Annotated in this window: 14 protein-coding genes; 3 read left to right on the forward strand and 11 right to left on the reverse strand. The window is 73.3% G+C overall.

Going from position 1 to position 16,607, the window contains the following annotated elements; translation table 11 throughout:
* Window positions 1–27: 27 nt before the first annotated feature.
* Together ACIQUR_RS15975 and ACIQUR_RS15980 are read left to right on the forward strand one after the other, a co-directional pair.
* Complete coding sequence (locus tag ACIQUR_RS15975; protein WP_403664319.1) at window positions 28–1,872, forward strand: S9 family peptidase; 1,845 nt, start codon at window positions 28–30, stop codon at window positions 1,870–1,872.
* Between the two features lie 42 nt (window positions 1,873–1,914).
* Window positions 1,915–2,868, forward strand: coding sequence for an SURF1 family protein (locus tag ACIQUR_RS15980; RefSeq protein WP_403664322.1), 954 nt, complete (start codon window positions 1,915–1,917; stop codon window positions 2,866–2,868).
* A gap of 558 nt (window positions 2,869–3,426) precedes the next feature.
* Here the strand turns inward: ACIQUR_RS15980 and ACIQUR_RS15985 are convergent.
* The 7 genes from ACIQUR_RS15985 to ACIQUR_RS16015 form a co-directional block, all read right to left on the reverse strand.
* Entirely contained in the window at window positions 3,427–4,473 is a 1,047-nt protein-coding gene (locus ACIQUR_RS15985; protein WP_403664325.1) for a hypothetical protein, read from the reverse strand.
* A 59-nt stretch (window positions 4,474–4,532) separates the two neighbouring features.
* Entirely contained in the window at window positions 4,533–5,222 is a 690-nt protein-coding gene (locus ACIQUR_RS15990; protein WP_403664328.1) for a SigE family RNA polymerase sigma factor, read from the reverse strand.
* Window positions 5,223–5,420: 198 nt separating this feature from the next.
* The gene (locus ACIQUR_RS15995; protein ID WP_403664331.1) at window positions 5,421–6,497 is read right to left on the reverse strand and encodes an aspartate-semialdehyde dehydrogenase; all 1,077 of its coding nucleotides are present in this window, start codon (window positions 6,495–6,497) and stop codon (window positions 5,421–5,423) included.
* Window positions 6,494–7,765: an aspartate kinase gene (locus ACIQUR_RS16000; protein ID WP_403664334.1), complete on the reverse strand. Its 1,272-nt coding sequence runs from the start codon at window positions 7,763–7,765 to the stop codon at window positions 6,494–6,496. Before ACIQUR_RS16000 ends, ACIQUR_RS15995 begins: the two co-directional genes overlap by 4 nt.
* A 133-nt stretch (window positions 7,766–7,898) precedes the next feature.
* On the reverse strand, window positions 7,899–8,555 hold the full coding sequence (locus ACIQUR_RS16005) for a DUF5063 domain-containing protein (RefSeq protein WP_403664337.1): 657 nt from the start codon (window positions 8,553–8,555) through the stop codon (window positions 7,899–7,901).
* Window positions 8,548–9,147 carry a recombination mediator RecR gene (gene recR, locus ACIQUR_RS16010; RefSeq protein WP_399947039.1) on the reverse strand — a complete coding sequence of 200 codons (600 nt, stop codon included), beginning with the start codon at window positions 9,145–9,147 and terminating at the stop codon, window positions 8,548–8,550. The genes ACIQUR_RS16005 and recR overlap by 8 nt, the downstream gene beginning before the upstream one ends.
* Window positions 9,148–9,229: 82 nt before the next feature.
* The gene (locus ACIQUR_RS16015) at window positions 9,230–9,574 is read right to left on the reverse strand and encodes a YbaB/EbfC family nucleoid-associated protein (protein WP_399947267.1); all 345 of its coding nucleotides are present in this window, start codon (window positions 9,572–9,574) and stop codon (window positions 9,230–9,232) included.
* A gap of 248 nt (window positions 9,575–9,822) precedes the next feature.
* On the opposite strand from ACIQUR_RS16015, the gene ACIQUR_RS16020 reads away from it, so the two are divergent.
* Window positions 9,823–10,563, forward strand: coding sequence for an SLATT domain-containing protein (locus ACIQUR_RS16020; RefSeq protein WP_403664340.1), 741 nt, complete (start codon window positions 9,823–9,825; stop codon window positions 10,561–10,563).
* A gap of 699 nt (window positions 10,564–11,262) precedes the next feature.
* On the opposite strand, the gene ACIQUR_RS16025 is transcribed toward ACIQUR_RS16020, so the two are convergent.
* The 4 genes from ACIQUR_RS16025 to ACIQUR_RS16040 form a co-directional block, all read right to left on the reverse strand.
* Complete coding sequence (locus tag ACIQUR_RS16025; RefSeq protein ID WP_399947268.1) at window positions 11,263–11,913, reverse strand: hypothetical protein; 651 nt, start codon at window positions 11,911–11,913, stop codon at window positions 11,263–11,265.
* A gap of 84 nt (window positions 11,914–11,997) precedes the next feature.
* Window positions 11,998–14,406 (reverse strand): dolichyl-phosphate beta-glucosyltransferase, encoded by a 2,409-nt coding sequence (locus ACIQUR_RS16030; protein WP_403664872.1) that lies wholly within the window; start codon window positions 14,404–14,406, stop codon window positions 11,998–12,000.
* Between the two features lie 56 nt (window positions 14,407–14,462).
* Window positions 14,463–15,146 carry a GntR family transcriptional regulator gene (locus ACIQUR_RS16035; RefSeq protein WP_403664343.1) on the reverse strand — a complete coding sequence of 228 codons (684 nt, stop codon included), beginning with the start codon at window positions 15,144–15,146 and terminating at the stop codon, window positions 14,463–14,465.
* 87 nt (window positions 15,147–15,233) lie between these two features.
* Entirely contained in the window at window positions 15,234–16,595 is a 1,362-nt protein-coding gene (locus ACIQUR_RS16040; protein ID WP_403664346.1) for an aspartate aminotransferase family protein, read from the reverse strand.
* Between the last annotated feature and the right edge of the window lie 12 nt (window positions 16,596–16,607).

Below are 16,607 nucleotides of genomic sequence, written 5' to 3' on the forward strand. Positions count from 1 at the left end.
ACGAACGAGTGCGGACAGAATGGGCACATGACCGACGACACCACGATGCCCGACTGGGAGAAGCGCTTCCGCGCGCCGCGGACCGGCCTGCCGGAGTGGGCCGAGGACGCACCGGACCGCTCGCTCTTCGTCTCCAACGCCACCGGCACCTACGAGCTGTACGCCTGGGACCGCGCCACCGGCACGCGCCGGCAGGCCACGGACCGGCCCAACGGCACCACGGACGGCACGCTCTCGCCGGACGGCGAGTGGATCTGGTGGTTCTCCGACAAGGACGGCGACGAGTTCGGCGTCTGGATGCGGCAGCCCTTCGGTGGCGGCCCCGACGAGCCCGCCACCCCCGGGCTGGCCCCCTCGTACCCGGCGGGCCTGGCCATCGGGCGCGACGGCAGCGCGGTCGTCGGCCGGTCCACCGACGAGGACGGCTCGACCGTCCACGTCTGGCGGCCCGGCACGGACCCGGTGGAGATCTACCGGCACCGCGAGTCGGCGGGCGTGGGCGACCTCTCCCGCGACGGGACGCTGATCGCGATCGAGCACACCGAGCACGGCGACGCCATGCACGCCGCGCTGCGGGTGCTCCGCCTGGACGGCACCACGGTCGCGGAGCTGGACGACACCGAGGGCGGCACGCGGGAACTCGGCCTGGAGGTGCTGGGCTTCGCGCCGGTGGCCGGCGACACCCGGCTGCTGGTGGGCCACCAGCGGCGCGGGCGCTGGGAGCCGATGGTGTGGGACGTGGCCACCGGCACGCAGACCGACCTGGTGCTGGACCTGCCGGGCGACGTGAGCGCGGAGTGGTACCCGGACGGCTCGGCGCTGCTGGTGGCGCACAGCCACGAGGCGCGCAGCGAGCTGTGGCGGTACGAGCCGGACACCGGCGCGCTGACCCGGGTGGACACCCCGCCCGGCACGGTCTCGGGGGCGACCGCCCGGCCCGACGGCACGGTGGAGTACCTGTGGTCCTCGGCGGCGCAGCCGTCCTCCGTGCGGTCCACGACGGGCGCGGTCGTGCTCGACCCGCCGGGCATGAAGGCCCCCGGCTCGGTGCCGGTGGAGGACGTCTGGGTGGACGGGCCCGGCGGACGGATCCACGCGCTCGCGCAGCGGCCGGCCGGCGGCGAGGGCCCCTTCCCGACGGTGTTCGAGATCCACGGCGGGCCGACCTGGCACGACAGCGACGCCTTCGCGGCGGCTCCGGCGGCCTGGCTGGACCACGGCTTCGCGGTGGTGCGGGTCAACTACCGGGGCTCGACCGGGTACGGGCGGGCCTGGACGGACGCGCTCAAGCACCGGGTGGGCCTGATCGAGCTGGAGGACATCGCCGCGGTGCGGGAGTGGGCGGTGTCGTCCGGGCTCGCCGACCCCGCGCGGCTGGTGCTGTCGGGCGGTTCCTGGGGCGGCTACCTGACCCTGCTGGGGCTCGGCACGCAGCCGGACGCCTGGGCCGTGGGCCTGGCGGCGGTCCCGGTGGCCGACTACGTGACGGCGTACCACGACGAGATGGAGGCGCTGAAGGCCCTGGACCGGACGCTCTTCGGCGGGACGCCGGAGGAGGTGCCGGAGCGTTTCGCGGCCTCGTCGCCGCTGACGTACGTGGACGCGGTCAGGGCGCCCGTGCACATCGCGGCCGGCGTGAACGACCCGCGCTGCCCGATCCGGCAGATCGACAACTACGTGGACCGGCTGGCGGCGCGGGGCGCGGTGCACGACGTGTACCGGTATGACGCGGGTCACGGTTCGCTGGTGGTGGAGGAGCGGATCAGGCAGGTGCGGATGGAGATCGACTTCGCCCTGAAGCACCTGGGTGCGCCGGCGGGCGGGTACGCGGGGGGTGTCGCCGGGGGCGCCGCCGGGGGTGCCGCGGGCTGACCCCGCGGACCGCCGCCGGTGCACCCCCCGTACCGTGGTGGGGTGCACCGGTTTCTGCTGACCCCGCGCTGGTGGGGGATCAACCTCTTCGTCGTGCTGGCCGTCCCCTTCTGCCTCTTCATGGGGTCCTGGCAGCTCGGCCGGTTCGAGGACCGCGTCGACAGCCACCGCGAGGCCACGGCCCCCCGCCCCGCCGCGGAGAGCCCGGCAGCCCCGCTGGAGTCCCTCCTTCCGGTGGACAAGGAGACCTCGGGGCGCACCGCGTCCGTGAGCGGCACGTACGCCGACCAGTTCCTGGTCCCGGAGCGGAAGCTGGACGGGAAGTCCGGCTACTACGTGCTGACGCTGCTGCGGACGGACGCCGGGAAGGCGGTCCCGGTGGTACGGGGCTGGCTGCCGGGGACCGCTTCGGGCAAGGGGCCGGCGGCGCCTGCCGGGCGGGTCACGGTGACCGGCGCGCTGCAGGCCTCGGAGAGCTCGACGAGCCGGGGCGTCCACGCGGTGGGTGGCCTCCCGGCGGGGCAGCTGGGCGTGATCGCGGCGGCGTCGCTGGTGAACCTGGTGCCGTACGAGCTGTACGACGCGTGGCTGACCGTGCCGGTGGCTTCGGGCGGGCTGACGCCCGTGCCGGCGGTGGCGCCGGCGGGTACCGGGCTGGACCTCAAGGCGTTCCAGAACCTGGGGTACACCGGGGAGTGGTTCGTCTTCGCGGCGTTCGTGGTCTTCATGTGGGTGCGGCTGTACCGGCGGGAGGCCGAGGCCCTGCGGGACGCGGAGTCCGGCCTCGTGGGGGGTCCGGATGCGGGTGCCCCTGCCGGTGGCTCTGCGGTTCCCGATGCCGCATCCGGTGCCGATGCCGCTGCCGCTCCTGATGCCGCATCCGGTGCCGATGCCCCTGCCGCTGCCGCTGGCGTGCCCGATGCCGCTGGCGGTGCGGGTGGCATTGCCGGTGCCGGGGCGGATGCGGTGCCGGGTGGTGGAGCGGTGCGGGGCTGAGCCCTGCGGGGCTGGTCCCCTACCCGCCCTTCCTCCGTTCCTCCCCCAGCTACCGCTGGGAGGTGCCCCCAGGGCTCCGCCCGGACCCCTTGCGGGGGCTCCGCCCCCGCACCCCCGCTCCTCAAACGCCGGAGGGGCTGGATCTGCCCTCGGGCCAGTTACAGCCTCGCCGGCGTTTGAGGCGCGGGGGCCGGGGCGGAGCCCCGGGAAACGGAGAAAGGGCGGGGTGGGGAACCGGCCCCGCGCAGCGGCAACGGCCCGCACGGGAACGGACCCGCAGCAGGCACACTGCCCGGGGCTGGTCGGGACCCACGCCGGGGCTGAGCCCCATGAGGGCTGGGGCCATGCCCAGTAACAGGACTCGGGCCCGGGCAAGGGCTGGGCCGGGGCATCGCCCGGGCCAAGGCAGGGCCGGACAAAGAGGTCGGGCCGGGGCCAGGGCAGAGCCCGCGGCCGGGACTGGGCAGGGCAAGGCCCGGGGCCAGGACTGGGGTGGGGCCCGGGGCCAGGACTGGGGTGGGGCCCCGGGCCGGGGCTGGGGTGGGGTCCGGGGGTCGGTTAGGTCGGGGGGGCCGGTAGGAGGCCGGTGCGGTAGATCGTGCCTTCGCACGCGTTCGGGATCGTCGTCGTGGCCACCGGCGCACCGGGGTCGGCCACGTGCGTGACCGAGACCGCGCCGGCCTGGGACGGCGACGGGTTCTCCGCCTGGTCCACCGGCGGCTCGCCGCCGTCCAGCGGGTCCGAGTCCGTCGCGCCGTCCGACGCGGTCGGGTCCGGGCTGGGGTCCGGCACCGACGTCGGGTCCGGGCACGACTGGGCCGGCACCCAGGCGAACCGGACCTCGTACGCCGCGTTCGGCTCAAGCCGCAGCACCCGCTGCTCCGCCGACGTGTCCGGCAGCCCGGTGGCCGGGTCGCCCGAGGTGTGGTCGAGGACCGTGACCTGCCGCTGGTCGGCCGCCAGCGCGGACACCGTGCCGCCGCTGCCGACCACGCAGTCGCTCTGCGAGACGTTGGTGATCCGGAAGGTGCCGTAGACCTTGCCGTCCGCGTCCGGGGTGCGGGTGTCCTGCACGGCCACGCCCAGCTGGTCCGCCTGGCAGACCGGGGTCCTGCCCGAGTCGTCCGCCGGCGGGTTGGGGCCGCCCTTGCCGATGCCGCTGTCGGCCGGCTCGCCCTTGGGGGTGCCGCCCTTGCCGCGGTCCTTGCCGTCGCGGCCGTTCTTGCCGCCCTTGCCCTTGCCCGGCTTGCCTGACGGGGAGGCGAGCGCCGTGGGCCCGAAGACGTCGGGGCCGGTCAGGTCGGGGTTCGTGCTGACACCCCCCGTACCGCCTTCGGGGGCCTTCTCCCCGTGGCCGGCGATGGCGGGGTTCGCGGAGTCCGCGGACGTGGCGACCCGGAAGAACGCCGGGATCGCGGTGCCGACGAGCAGCGCCGCCGCGGCGACGCCGACCATCGCCTGGCGCTTGCGCTGCCGCCGGCGCGGCACGGCGACCTGGAGCCTGGCCAGCGCGCCGTCGGAGGGCTCCAGGCCCTCCACGGCTCCCCGCAGCAGGCTCCTCAGCTCGAGTTCGTTCTCGGGGCCGGGGGTGGGGCTGGGGTTCACGCTGCCGCTTTCGGTCGGTTCGGGATCGGGGGACGACGGTGTCCGGTCCGGCACAGGACTCACTGCTGCTCCCCCATCGCCAGTCGCAGGGCTGCGATGCCACGCGAACCGTACGCCTTCACGGAGCCCAGCGATATGCCGAGGGTCTCGGCGACCTGGGCTTCGGTCATGTCGGCGAAGTACCGCAGGACCAGCACCTCCCGCTGCCGCCGCTGCAGGCCCTTCATGGCCTTGATCAGCGCGTCGCGCTCCAGCTGGTCGTACGCGCCCTCCTCGGCGCTGGCCATGTCCGGCATCGGCTTCGAGAGGAGCTTGAGGCCCAGGATGCGGCGGCGCAGCGCGGAGCGCGAGAGGTTGACGACGGTCTGGCGGAGGTACGCCAGGGTCTTCTCGGGGTCGCGCACGCGGCTGCGCGCCGAGTGGACCCGGATGAAGGCCTCCTGCACCACGTCCTCGCAGGACGCGGTGTCGTCGAGGAGCAGCGCGGCGAGCCCGAGGAGCGAGCGGTAGTGCGCGCGGTACGTCTCGGTGAGGTGGTCGACGGTGGTGCCCGCGGCGGTCACCGGGTCGGCACTCTCACGCGGGGAGGGCACGAGACCGGTACGCGTGGTCGGCACGGGAGCCATTACGGGCAGTCCTCCCCCGAAGCCGCCCGTCCGGGAGTTGCCTGCTGGTACGCGGGGACGCCGGATCGGCGGAACGAGCGTGCCGCGCACCGGTATGACTGCAATGTCGAGGACCTCTGCCACGCCAGTTGGACACGCATCCCCCCGTCAGGGTTGTACGCGTGGGGCATGCCGATCGGCGGCAGGTCAAAAGCCCTCATGCGTAACCACTCTTCCCAGTTGCCCCATTTATCCAGGCGGCAGTGGGCCATCACCTTGATCACGGGATCACTGAAGATCCTACAAAGGGATGTGTGATGCGGGCTCGGCCAGGCCGTCCCTTCAGGCGGACGCGAATTCGGCGGCGACCAGTTCCGCGATCTGCGCGGTGTTGAGTGCGGCGCCCTTGCGCAAATTGTCCATGGAAACGAAGAATTCCAACGCCCTTGGATCGTCAAGGGATCTGCGCACCCGCCCCACCCAGGTGGGGTCCGTTCCGGCCGCATCGACCGGAGTCGGGAATTCCGCCATTCCGGGATCGTCGGCGAGCACCACACCCGGAGCTGTGGCGAGGATCTCGTGCGCCCGGGCCGCGGTGACCTCGTCCTCGAAGGAGGCGCGTACGGACAACGAGTGCCCGGTCACGACCGGCACCCGGACCCGGGTGACCGACACCGGCAGCGCGTCCAGCCCGAGCACCTTGCGCGTCTCGGCCCGCAGGGCCAGCTCGGCCGAGGACCAGCCCCCGCCCGCGTCCTCGCCGGCCCAGGGGACGACGTTCAGGGCCACCGGCGCGGGGAAGGGCCCGAGGGCCTCGCCCACGGCCCGGCGTACGTCCCCGGACTGCTCGCCCAGCTCCGTACCGGCCACCAGCGACAACTGGCGCCGCAGCGTCTCCGCTCCGGCCCTGCCGGACGCGCTCACGGCCTCGTACGAGGAGACGGTGAGCCCGGTCAGGCCGAACTCGGCGTGCAGCGCACCCACGGCCGTGGTGAGCGCCAGGGTGGCGCTGCCGGGCCCGGCGACGATCCCGCGGGGCCTCAGGCGCGCGGCCGCGGCGTTGAGTTCGGGCACCACCAGCGGGACCTCGGGGTCCGCGCGGAAGGCCCCGGAGGAGTCGACCACCACCGCGCCGCGCGCGGTGACGACGGGCGCCCAGCGGGCGGAGACCTCGTCCGGGGTCAGGAAGACCACCACGTCGCGCGGACCGACGCCGTCGAAGGCGTCCTCGGTCAGCGCGAGCACCTCGTCCTCCTCGCCGCGCACGGCCAGGGGCTTCCCCGCCGAGCGGGAGGAGGCGATCAGGCGGATGCCGCCCCAGACGTCCGCACGCTGGGACAGGATCTGGAGCAGGACCGAACCGACCGCTCCGGTCGCCCCGACGACGGCGAGCGTCGGGGCGGACCGGGCGCCGGTCATCGTCCGGTGCCTCCGTAGACGACGGCCTCGTCGCTGTCGGAGTCGAGCCCGAAGGCGGTGTGCACCGCGCGGACGGCCTCGTTGACGTCGTCCTGGCGGGTGACGACGGAGATGCGGATCTCGGAGGTCGAGATCAGCTCGATGTTCACGCCGGCGTCGGACAGCGCCTTGAAGAAGGCGGCGGTGACGCCCGGGTTGGTCTTCATGCCCGCGCCGACCAGGGAGATCTTGCCGATCTGGTCGTCGTAGCGCAGGGACTCGAAGCCGATCGCGGACTTCGCCTTCTCCAGGGCCTCGATGGCCTTGGAGCCCTCGCTCTTCGGGAGGGTGAAGGAGATGTCCGTCAGGCCGGTGGACGCCGCCGACACGTTCTGCACGATCATGTCGATGTTGATCTCGGCGTCCGCGATGGCCTGGAAGATGGCCGCGGCCTCGCCCGGCTTGTCCGGGACGCCGACGACCGTGACCTTGGCTTCGGAGACGTCGTGGGCGACTCCGGAGATGATGGCGTGCTCCACCTGCTCGTCCCCTTGAGGCTCGTTGCTGACCCAGGTGCCGCGCAGTCCGGAGAAGGACGAGCGGACGTGGATCGGGATGTTGTAACGGCGCGCGTATTCCACGCAGCGGTGCAGCAGCACCTTGGAGCCGGAGGCGGCGAGCTCCAGCATGTCCTCGGAGGAGATCCAGTCGATCTTCCGGGCCTTCTTCACGACGCGGGGGTCCGCGGTGAAGACGCCGTCGACGTCGGTGTAGATCTCGCAGACCTCGGCGTCGAGCGCCGCGGCGAGCGCGACGGCGGTCGTGTCCGAGCCGCCGCGGCCCAGGGTGGTGATGTCCTTGCTGTCCGCCGAGACGCCCTGGAAACCGGCGACGATGGCGATGTTGCCCTCGTCCAGCGCGGTGCGGATCCGGCCCGGCGTGACATCGATGATGCGCGCTTTGTTGTGGACCGAGTCGGTGATCACGCCTGCCTGGCTGCCGGTGAACGACTGGGCCTCGTGGCCCAGGTTTTTGATCGCCATGGCCAGCAGGGCCATGGAGATCCGCTCTCCGGCGGTCAGCAGCATGTCGAATTCACGCCCGGTAGGCATCGGAGATACCTGCTCGGCGAGTTCGATCAGCTCGTCCGTCGTGTCGCCCATCGCAGACACCACGACGACCACCTGGTGGCCGTTCTTCTTGGCATCGACGATCCGCTTGGCGACGCGCTTGATGCCCTCGGCATCGGCTACGGAGGAGCCTCCGTACTTCTGCACGACAAGGCCCACGTGCGCTCCTCGCTCAGTCCATTACTGCGGTCCGACCGCCACTGACGGTCCGGGCCAGTCTATCGAGCGACCGGATTCCGATCGGCGTGTGTCACATCATGAGATGTGATGTTCGCCAAGCCCGCGCCGGGAATCAGCGGCCGGGCAGTCCGAGCGATCCGCCGAGCTCCTCGGCCATCACCCGGCCCGCCTGCTCCGCCAGGTCGTCCTCGGCCAGGTCCTCGTCCGTGTCCAGCCCGTCCAGTTCCTGGAGCGGCTGGTCGAGCCGGACGTGCGCGACCACGGACTGGAGGGCCCGCAGGGCCGCCGACGCGGTCGGGCCCCAGTTGGTGAAGTACGAGAACTGCCACCACCACAGCGCCTCGGTCACCCGGCCGGCGCGGTAGTGGGCCAGCCCGTGGCGCAGGTCGCTGACGATGTCCGCCACGTCGTCCGAGATGCGGTGCGCGACGGGCGCCTTGCGCGGCTCGTACGGGTCGAAGACCTCCGAGTACACGTCCACCGGGTCCAGCATCAGCGCGAACCGCTCGCGCAGCTCGTCCACGTCCTGCTCGGGCCCGAGGTCCGGCTCGTACCGCTCGTCCGGCAGGACGTCCTCGTGGGCGCCCAGCCGCCCGCCGGCCAGCAGCAGCTGGGAGACCTCCAGCAGCAGGAAGGGCACCGCGCGGTCCGGGTCCTCGCCCTTGGCCACCTCGGTGACCGCGACGATGAAGGACTCGACCGAGTCGGCGATCTGGACGGCGAAGTCGGCCGGATCCTGGCCCACGGCGTGCAGCGTTGCGTCAGACATCGAGTAGTCGCCTTCCTTCAAAGGCCCGCCCGAGCGTGACCTCGTCCGCGTACTCCAGATCTCCCCCGACGGGGAGCCCGCTGGCCAGGCGGGTGACCTTCAGGCCCATGGGCTTGATCATCCGGGCGAGGTACGTGGCGGTGGCCTCTCCCTCCAGATTGGGGTCGGTGGCCAGGATCAGCTCGGTGACCGCACCGTCCGCGAGCCGCGCGAGCAGCTCCCGGATGCGCAGGTCGTCCGGGCCGACGCCCTCGATCGGGCTGATCGCGCCGCCGAGCACGTGGTACTTGCCCCGGAACTCGCGGGTCCGCTCGATCGCGACGACGTCCTTGGGCTCCTCGACCACGCAGATCACCGCGGGGTCGCGGCGCGGGTCGCGGCAGATGCCGCACAGCTCCTCCTGCGCGACGTTCCCGCACACCGCGCAGAAGCGGACCTTCTCCTTGACCTCCAGCAGCGCGTGGGCGAGCCGCCGCACGTCCGCCGGCTCCGCCTGCAGGACGTGGAAGGCGATCCGCTGGGCGCTCTTGGGCCCGACGCCGGGCAGCCTGCCCAGTTCGTCGATCAGGTCCTGGACCACGCCTTCGTACAACGGACTCTGCCTACTCTCTCTGCTGTCGCCCGGCTTCGTGGGGTCGCCGGGCCTCGGGTTCGTACGGTAGTGCCGGGCCGGGTCAGAAGGGCAGACCCGGGATGCCCGAACCGCCGCCGAGGCCCTGGGCCAGCGGGCCGAGCTTCTCCTGCTGGAGCGCCTGGGCGTTCTCGTTCGCCGCCTGGACCGCCGCGACCACCAGGTCGGCGAGGGTCTCGGTGTCCTCCGGGTCGACCGCCTTCGGGTCGATCACCAGCGCGCGCAGCTCGCCCGAGCCGGTCACCGTGGCCCTGACCAGGCCGCCGCCGGCCTGCCCCTCGACCTCGGTGGCCGCGAGGGCCTCCTGGGCCGCGGCGAGGTCCCGCTGCATCTTCTGGGCCTGCTGAAGCAGCTGCTGCATGTTGGGCTGCCCACCACCGGGAATCACGGTCACACGCTCCTGTCTCTTGCGGTCAAACCGAGCCTACGTGCTCCCCGCGCGGCGCGCCCTACGCCGAGAGGACCAACTCTTTCGGGTGAGAGTTCCGCCGCCCCCGTACCTGATCAAGACCTCCTTGCGGGCGGAAATCCCGGGATTCGATGTCCATACCCCGCCGTTCGGCGGTAGGAAGGGCTAGCGCATCATTGCGCACACGCGCACCACCATCACGTCAGCGCAGGCAGAGGGAGTGCCGGGTGAGCCAGCCGGAAATGCAGCCCGAGGGGCCGCCCCGGGATCCGCGGGAGGAAGGTGGCCCGAAGGCGCACGACCTGACCGGCCGCCCGTTCCCCCTCGGGGACTGGGGAGAGCCCGCGGAGCGCCTGGACGAGCTCTACCGGTGGGTCGAGGCCGACGCGCTGCGCACGGCCGAGTGGTACCTCTCGGACCGCGCCTGGAAGCGCCGCGGGGCGCGGGCCATGCGGGGCGTGGCCGCCGTGGGCGCGGTCACCGGCGCCGCGCTGCCGCTGCTGGAACTGACCGGCTCCCTGCCCGGTGCCTCGACCTGGGGCTACCTCTCCCTGCTGGTGGCCGCGGCCGCGCTGGCCTGCGACCGGTTCTTCGGGCTGACCTCGGGGTGGATGCGGGACGTGGCCACGGCGCAGGCGGTGCAGCGGCGGCTGGCGACCCTCCAGTTCGACTGGGCCTCGGAGAACGTGCGGGAGGTCCTGGGGCCCACCGAGGGTACGGCGAGCGAGGCGGCGGAGCGGTGCCTGACGGTGCTGCGGCGGTTCTCGGAGGACGTGACGGAGCTGGTGCGGTCGGAGACCGCCGACTGGATGGTGGAGTTCCGGGCCGGGCCGGCCCCGCTGGTGACGCAGTCGCTGGGGTCGGGGGCGGCGCGGTCGGAGGCGGGTGCGGTGCCGGCGCGGTTTCCGTTGCCGCCGGGTACGCGGCCGAACATGCCGCGTCAGCGGCCGCCGGAGCAGCCGCGCTGACCACCCCGCCGCCGAACCGGCCCGTGCGGGCCGAGCGCCGTGCCGCCCCCGCGGGTCCGGGCCCTTCCCGGCCCTGCGGGTCGGGCCCGTGCCGGCCCTGGGGGTCGGGCCCTTGCCGGCCCTGCGGGTCGGGCCGGACCTGACCCCTGCGGGTGCGGGTGCCGTGCCGGGCCCGTTCCGGGTGCGGGTGCCGTGCCGGGCCCGTTCCGGGTGCGGGTGCCGTACCGGGCGCGGGCCTTTGCCGGGTGCGGGTGCGTTGCCCTGCGGGGCCAGGTCCCCTACCCGCCCTTCCTCCGTTCCTCCCCCAGCTACCGCTGGGAGGTGCCCCCAGGGCTGCGCCCGGACCCCTTCGGGGGCTCCGCCCCCGCACCCCCGCTCCTCAAACGCCGGAGGGGCTGGATATGCCCCGGGGCTGCTGCCAGCCTCGCCGGCGTTTGAGGCGCGGGGGTCTGGGGGCAGCGCCCCCAGTTTCGGGAAGGGGCGGGGTGGGGAACCGGCTCCGCGCAGCGGCAACGGTCCGGACCCCGCACGGCGCCGCACCCGGCACGGGACCAGCACCCAGCACGGGACCGGCACCGGCACGGGACCGGCACCCGGCAACGGACCGCACCCGGCACGGGACCCGTATGGGGCCCGCGCCCCCGGCAACGGATCGCACCCCGCACAGTGGCGCGCGCGGCGGGCCCGCGCCAGGGGTCGTCAGCTGAAGATGATCATGGAGCCTTGGCCCAGGCTTCGGGTGGCGGCCGCGTGCAGGCCCAGCCACACGTGCCGTTCGCGGGCGAAGGGGCTCTCGTCGTACGGGATCGGGCCCGCGGGCTCTTCCAGGGACGTCGGACGGCCGGGCGGGGCCGGAGGGGCCGGCGGGTTGGCCGGGTCGATGCCGATGACCGGCGCCACGAACTGCAGCTCCCGCAGCAGCCCCTGCGCGGAGCCCAGCGGTCCGCCCCCGCCCAGCAGCTCCTCGTTGGCCAGCGGCACCGGGAAGTCCACCGGCACGTACGCGCCCGCGTGGTCGTAGTGCCAGACCAGGTGGGACTGCTGCGCCGTGGACTCGAACATCTCCAGCAGCTGCTCGTAGTCGCCGCCCAGCTCGTCCACCGGCGTCACCGGCAGCCCGCAGATGTGCAGCAGGTAGGCCCGGCGCAGGAAGTGCAGGGCGTCGTAGTCGAAGCCCGCGACCGGGGCGACGTCACCGGAGAGGCCCGGCATGTAGGCGAACACGGGTACGGACGGCAGCCCGGCCTCGCCGAGCGCGCGGTCGTACGCGGAGATCTCCTCCGCGAAGGGGTTGTCGGGGCTGTGGCACAGCACGTCGACAAGGGGGACCAGCCACAGGTCACAGGCCACACGGGCTCCCATCGTTGTCCTCCGGTCGCCACAGCGTAGTCCGCCCGGCACCCTGCGCGAAGGGCCCTGCACAGACCGGTACGGTCACCGGAACGGACCCCGCCAGATCCAGACGTCCTGCACCCGCTCCGGCTGCCTGCCCAGCATCTTCGCGACCGTCTCCCGCAGCACGCCCGCACGCTCCTGCTCGACGGGCAGCACCAGCAGGCCGGCCTTCCACCAGCGCAGGTCCCGCCGGGCCTGGTCCTTCCAGCCCTGGTCGATCTCCGGCGGCTCCTTGCCGTACCGGATGTCGGAGAGCAGGTTGGAGGTCCAGCGCGGGGTGGCGCCGTAGATGCCCATCCGCTCCGGGCCCCAGGGTCCGTTGAAGTACCCGCCGGGCATCCGGAAGCCCAGGCCGGCCTCCACCTGCCAGTGCAGCGCGTCGGCCGCGGCCGGGTCCGGCACCGGGACGGGCACCAGCGTGCGGCCCTCGGGCAGGTACCGCTCCCAGGCGCCGCCGGTGATGAACACCGGCACCTCGGCCCGGTCCCGCACGGGGAACGGCGTCGGCACGATCGGCAGCAGCGCCGCACCCACCGCCATGAAGGCCAGCACCCGCTGCTTGGGCACCGGGAACGTCCTGATCCGGTCCAGGGCCAGCGCGACCAGGACCGCGAGCGGCGGGGCGCACACCATGCCCACGCGCCCCTCGATCACGGACTCGAAGAGCGGCTGGTGGGCCAGCGCCCGCCAGGGGCCGGGTACGACGATGTCGGTGCCCGGCACGCGGATCCGCTGGCCCAGCGAGAGCCAGGCCGCGACCACGGCGGTGGCCACCAGGGCCTTCACCGCCGGGCGGCGCCACTGCCAGACGGCCACGCCGGCGCAGAGGGCGATCAGCGGCCAGCCGTAGAAGGCGTTCTGCTCGGTGCGGTTCAGGGCCAGCTTGTCGGCCATCGCCTCGTCCCCGAACAGGGAGCGCTGGGCGTACTCGACGAAGGCGCGGGGGCTGTTGCCCGCGGCGTCCCCGTGCAGCACCGAGGTGTAACTCTGGGGGCCGAAGAACTGCCAGTACAGCGGGACGGCCACCAGCGGCACCGCGACCAGCGCCCCGATGCCCAGCCCCTTCAGCAGCGGCCGCCAGACCGCCCGGGCCCGCTCGCGGTGGGCCAGGGCGTACGAGAGGGCGAAGAGCAGCATGCCCACGGCCGCCAGGAGGAACGGTTCCTCCCCGAGGAACACCTGGTACGCCGAGAACAGCCCGAGCAGCACCCCGTCCCGCACCACGTTCCGCCCGGTGCACAGCCGCAGCGCGCGGTCGATGATCACCGGGATCATGAACAGCACGCAGAAGTTGGGGTGGGCGTTGGCGTGCGAGATCATCGGCGGCGCGAAGGCCGCCAGCGCTCCGCCCACGGCGGCGGCCCAGCGGCTCTCCACCAGCCAGCGGCGCAGCAGCCAGTACCAGGCCACCGCGGTGCCGGTCAGGCCGAGGGTCAGCACCAGGGCCCAGGTGACGGCGGGCCCCAGGGCCAGCGTGACGGGCGTGAGGGGCACGGACAGGCCGAGCATCACCGTGTTGGCCATCAGGTTGACGCCGTCGGGCATGCCCTGGAGGTCGGTGAAGAGCGGGTTGCGCAGGTGGGAGACGTTGTCCGCGGTGACCGCGAAGAACCACTCCCACTGGTTCTGGTCCTGCCCGGCGTCCGCGAGGTAGCTCGTGCCCAGGTCGGCCCACAGGCCCTTGTAGAGCAGCAGGGAGCCGAGCAGGTAGAGGCCGGCGACGGCCAGCGCGCCGGCCTTCAGCCGGGCCAGTTCGCCGAGCACCTTCAGGTAGTCGGCGGGCTTCACCTTGGAGCCCTCGCGGTGCGACCAGCGCACCGGGACCTCCGTGACGGGCCAGCCCTGGCGGCGGAAGAACTGCAGGATCTCGACGTCTATGCCCCAGCCGTCCAGCCGGGAGGCGCCGAAGGCGGCCCGCGCCCGGTCGCCGTCCAGCAGCTTGAAGCCGCACTGGGTGTCGCGGATGCCGGGCACGGCCACGGCGCGGATCAGCCGGTTCCCGGCGCGGCCGAGCAGCTCGCGGAACCGGTTCTGGTGGTGCTCGATGCGGGAGTCGGGGTGGGCGCGCGAGCCGATGGCGGCTTCGGCGCCCTCCTGCGCGTACGCCTCCTCCAGGCGGCCGAGCTCCTCGATGGGGGTGGCCAGGTCGGCGTCGGTGAGCAGGACGCGGCGGCCGTTGGAGGCGAGGACGCCCTGGCGCAGGGCGTTGCCCTTGCCGCGGTTGCGCTCGCAGCTCACCAGCCGGATGCGCGGCTCGGCGGCCGCGGCGGCGAGCACGATCTCCGCGGTGCGGTCGGTGGAGCCGTCGTCGGCGACGATCAGCTCCCAGGCGCCGGGTGCCGTGCCGAGGTGGGCGTCGAGGTGGGCGCGTACGGCGTCCAGCGTGGGGCCGATGCGGCACTCCTCGTCGTACGCGGGGATGACGACGCTGAGTTCGACGGTGCCCAGCCAGAGCGCCCCGCGGTCGCCGTCGCGGTCGAGACCGGCGGGGCCGGTGGCGGCGGTCACGCGCCCGCCGCCGCTTCGAGGCCCTCGGCCCAGGCCAGCCCCTGCTCGTTGTAGTCGCGCACCAGCGCCCGCATGCCCTCGGCGTCGCCGCGGGTGACCGCGTCGACGAGTTCGCCGTGGCGGCACCAGAGCGCCTCGCGGAGCTTCGGGTCGCGCAGCAGGTGCGGGACGGCGAAGACCCAGCACTGGACGCGGATGCGGTGCAGGAAGTCGGAGATGTAGGCGTTGCCGATCAGCCCGCTCAGCTCCCGCCAGAAGCGCAGGTCGTAGCCGATCAGCACTTCGAGGGAGCCGCTGAGGGCGGCGCGGCGGGCCTCGTCGGCCCGGCGGCGCACCGAGACCAGCGCCTCGCCGGCGCCGGGGCCCGAGCCCCGCTCGCAGAGCCTGCGGAAGACGCCGTCGACGACCAGGGCGCGGGCCTCGACCATGCCGCGGAAGTCGTCCACGGTGAAGACGCGCACCCGGAAGCCGCGGTGCTGCACCGATTCGAGCAGCCCCTGCGCCGAGAGGTCGACCAGCGCCTCGCGCACCGGGGTCGCGGAGACCTCGTACTGCTCGGCGATCTGCTTGACCGTGAACTCGGTGCCGGGGGGCAGGCGTCCCGCGAGCACCTCGTCACGCAGCGCGTCCGCGATCTGCTGGCGAAGTGTGTTGCGGGTGACAGCTCCGCTGCCGGCCATGGGGTCCGTCTCCTTTGTAGGGCTTCGGACACCTTAGGCCAGGCAGCGGAGCGTCGGGCCGGTCGATTTTCGTGAGAATCAGGACATTCAGCCCGAGGTGGTGTGCCGGTCGGCGACCGTCAGCGCCTCGTCGAGCAGGGCGAGGCCCTCCTTGGCCTCCGCCTCGCTGATGTTGCAGGCGGGGACGACGTGGGTCCGGTTCATGTTCACGAAGGGCCACAGGCCGGACTTCTTGCACGCCGCCGCGAACTCGGCCATGGGCGCGTTGTCGGCACCGCCCGCGTTGTACGGGACCAGCGGCTCGCGGGTGGTCCTGTCCTTGACGAGCTCCACGGCCCAGAAGGTGCCGAGGCCGCGCACCTCGCCCACCGACGGGTGGCGCTCGGCGATGGCGGCCAGCTCCGGGCCGATGACGTTCTCGGAGAGGTGGGCGGCGTGCTCGACGATGCCCTCCTCCTCCATGGTGTTGATCGTCGCCACGGCCGCGGCGCAGGCCAGCGGGTGGCCGGAGTACGTCAGACCGCCGGGGTACGGGCGGGTGGCGAAGGTCTCGGCGATGGCCGGGGAGATCGCGACGCCGCCGAGCGGCACGTAGCCGGAGTTGACGCCCTTGGCGAAGGTCAGCAGGTCCGGGACGACGCCGAAGTGCTCGGCGGCGAACCACTTGCCGGTGCGGCCGAAGCCGGCCATGACCTCGTCCAGGACGAAGACGATCCCGTACCGGTCGCAGATCTCGCGGACGCCCGCGAGGTAGCCGGCCGGCGGGACCATGATCCCGGCGGTGCCCGGGACGGTCTCCAGGATGATCGCGGCGATGGTGGCCGGGCCCTCGAAGGCGATGGTGTCCTCGAGGTGGCGCAGCGCCCGCTCGCACTCCTGCTCCTCGGTCTCCGCGTGGAACGGCGAGCGGTAGAGGAACGGCCCCCAGAAGTGCACGACGCCCGAGGAGGCCGTGTCGGAGGGCCAGCGGCGCGGGTCGCCGGTGAGGTTGATCGCCGCGGCGGTGGCGCCGTGGTACGAGCGGTAGGTGCTCAGCACCTTCTGGCGGCCGGTGTGCAGCCGGGCCATCCGGACCGCGTTCTCGACGGCCTCGGCGCCGCCGTTGGTGAAGAAGATCTTGTCGAGGTCGCCGGGGGTCCGCTCGGCGATGAGGCGTGCGGCCTCGGAGCGGGACTCGACGGCGAAGCCGGGCGCGAGGGTGCACATCTTCGCGGCCTGCTCCTGGATGGCCGCGACGACCTTCGGGTGCTGGTGGCCGATGTTGGTGTTGACCAGCTGGGAGGAGAAGTCGAGGTAGCGGTTCCCGTCGTAGTCCCAGAACCAGGACCCCTCGGCACCCGCGACGGCGAGCGGGTCGATCAGGGCCTGGGCGGACCAGGAGTGGAACACGTGCGCGCGGTCTGCGGCCTTGACGGCGGCTCCCGCCTGCGGATCGGGCTGAGGGGTCATACCGGGCACGCT

Source organism: Streptomyces sp. NPDC101132 (assembly GCF_044759225.1).
GTDB lineage: Bacteria > Actinomycetota > Actinomycetes > Streptomycetales > Streptomycetaceae > Streptomyces.

Coding starts and splice junctions, on each gene's coding strand:
- ACIQUR_RS15975 (WP_403664319.1), top strand. CDS start 28: ATGACCGACGACACCACGATGCCCGACTGGGAGAAGCGCTTCCGCGCG.
- ACIQUR_RS15995 (WP_403664331.1), bottom strand. CDS start 6,497: ATGACCGGCGCCCGGTCCGCCCCGACGCTCGCCGTCGTCGGGGCGACC.
- ACIQUR_RS16005 (WP_403664337.1), bottom strand. CDS start 8,555: ATGTCTGACGCAACGCTGCACGCCGTGGGCCAGGATCCGGCCGACTTC.
- ACIQUR_RS16035 (WP_403664343.1), bottom strand. CDS start 15,146: ATGGCCGGCAGCGGAGCTGTCACCCGCAACACACTTCGCCAGCAGATC.
- ACIQUR_RS16040 (WP_403664346.1), bottom strand. CDS start 16,595: ATGACCCCTCAGCCCGATCCGCAGGCGGGAGCCGCCGTCAAGGCCGCA.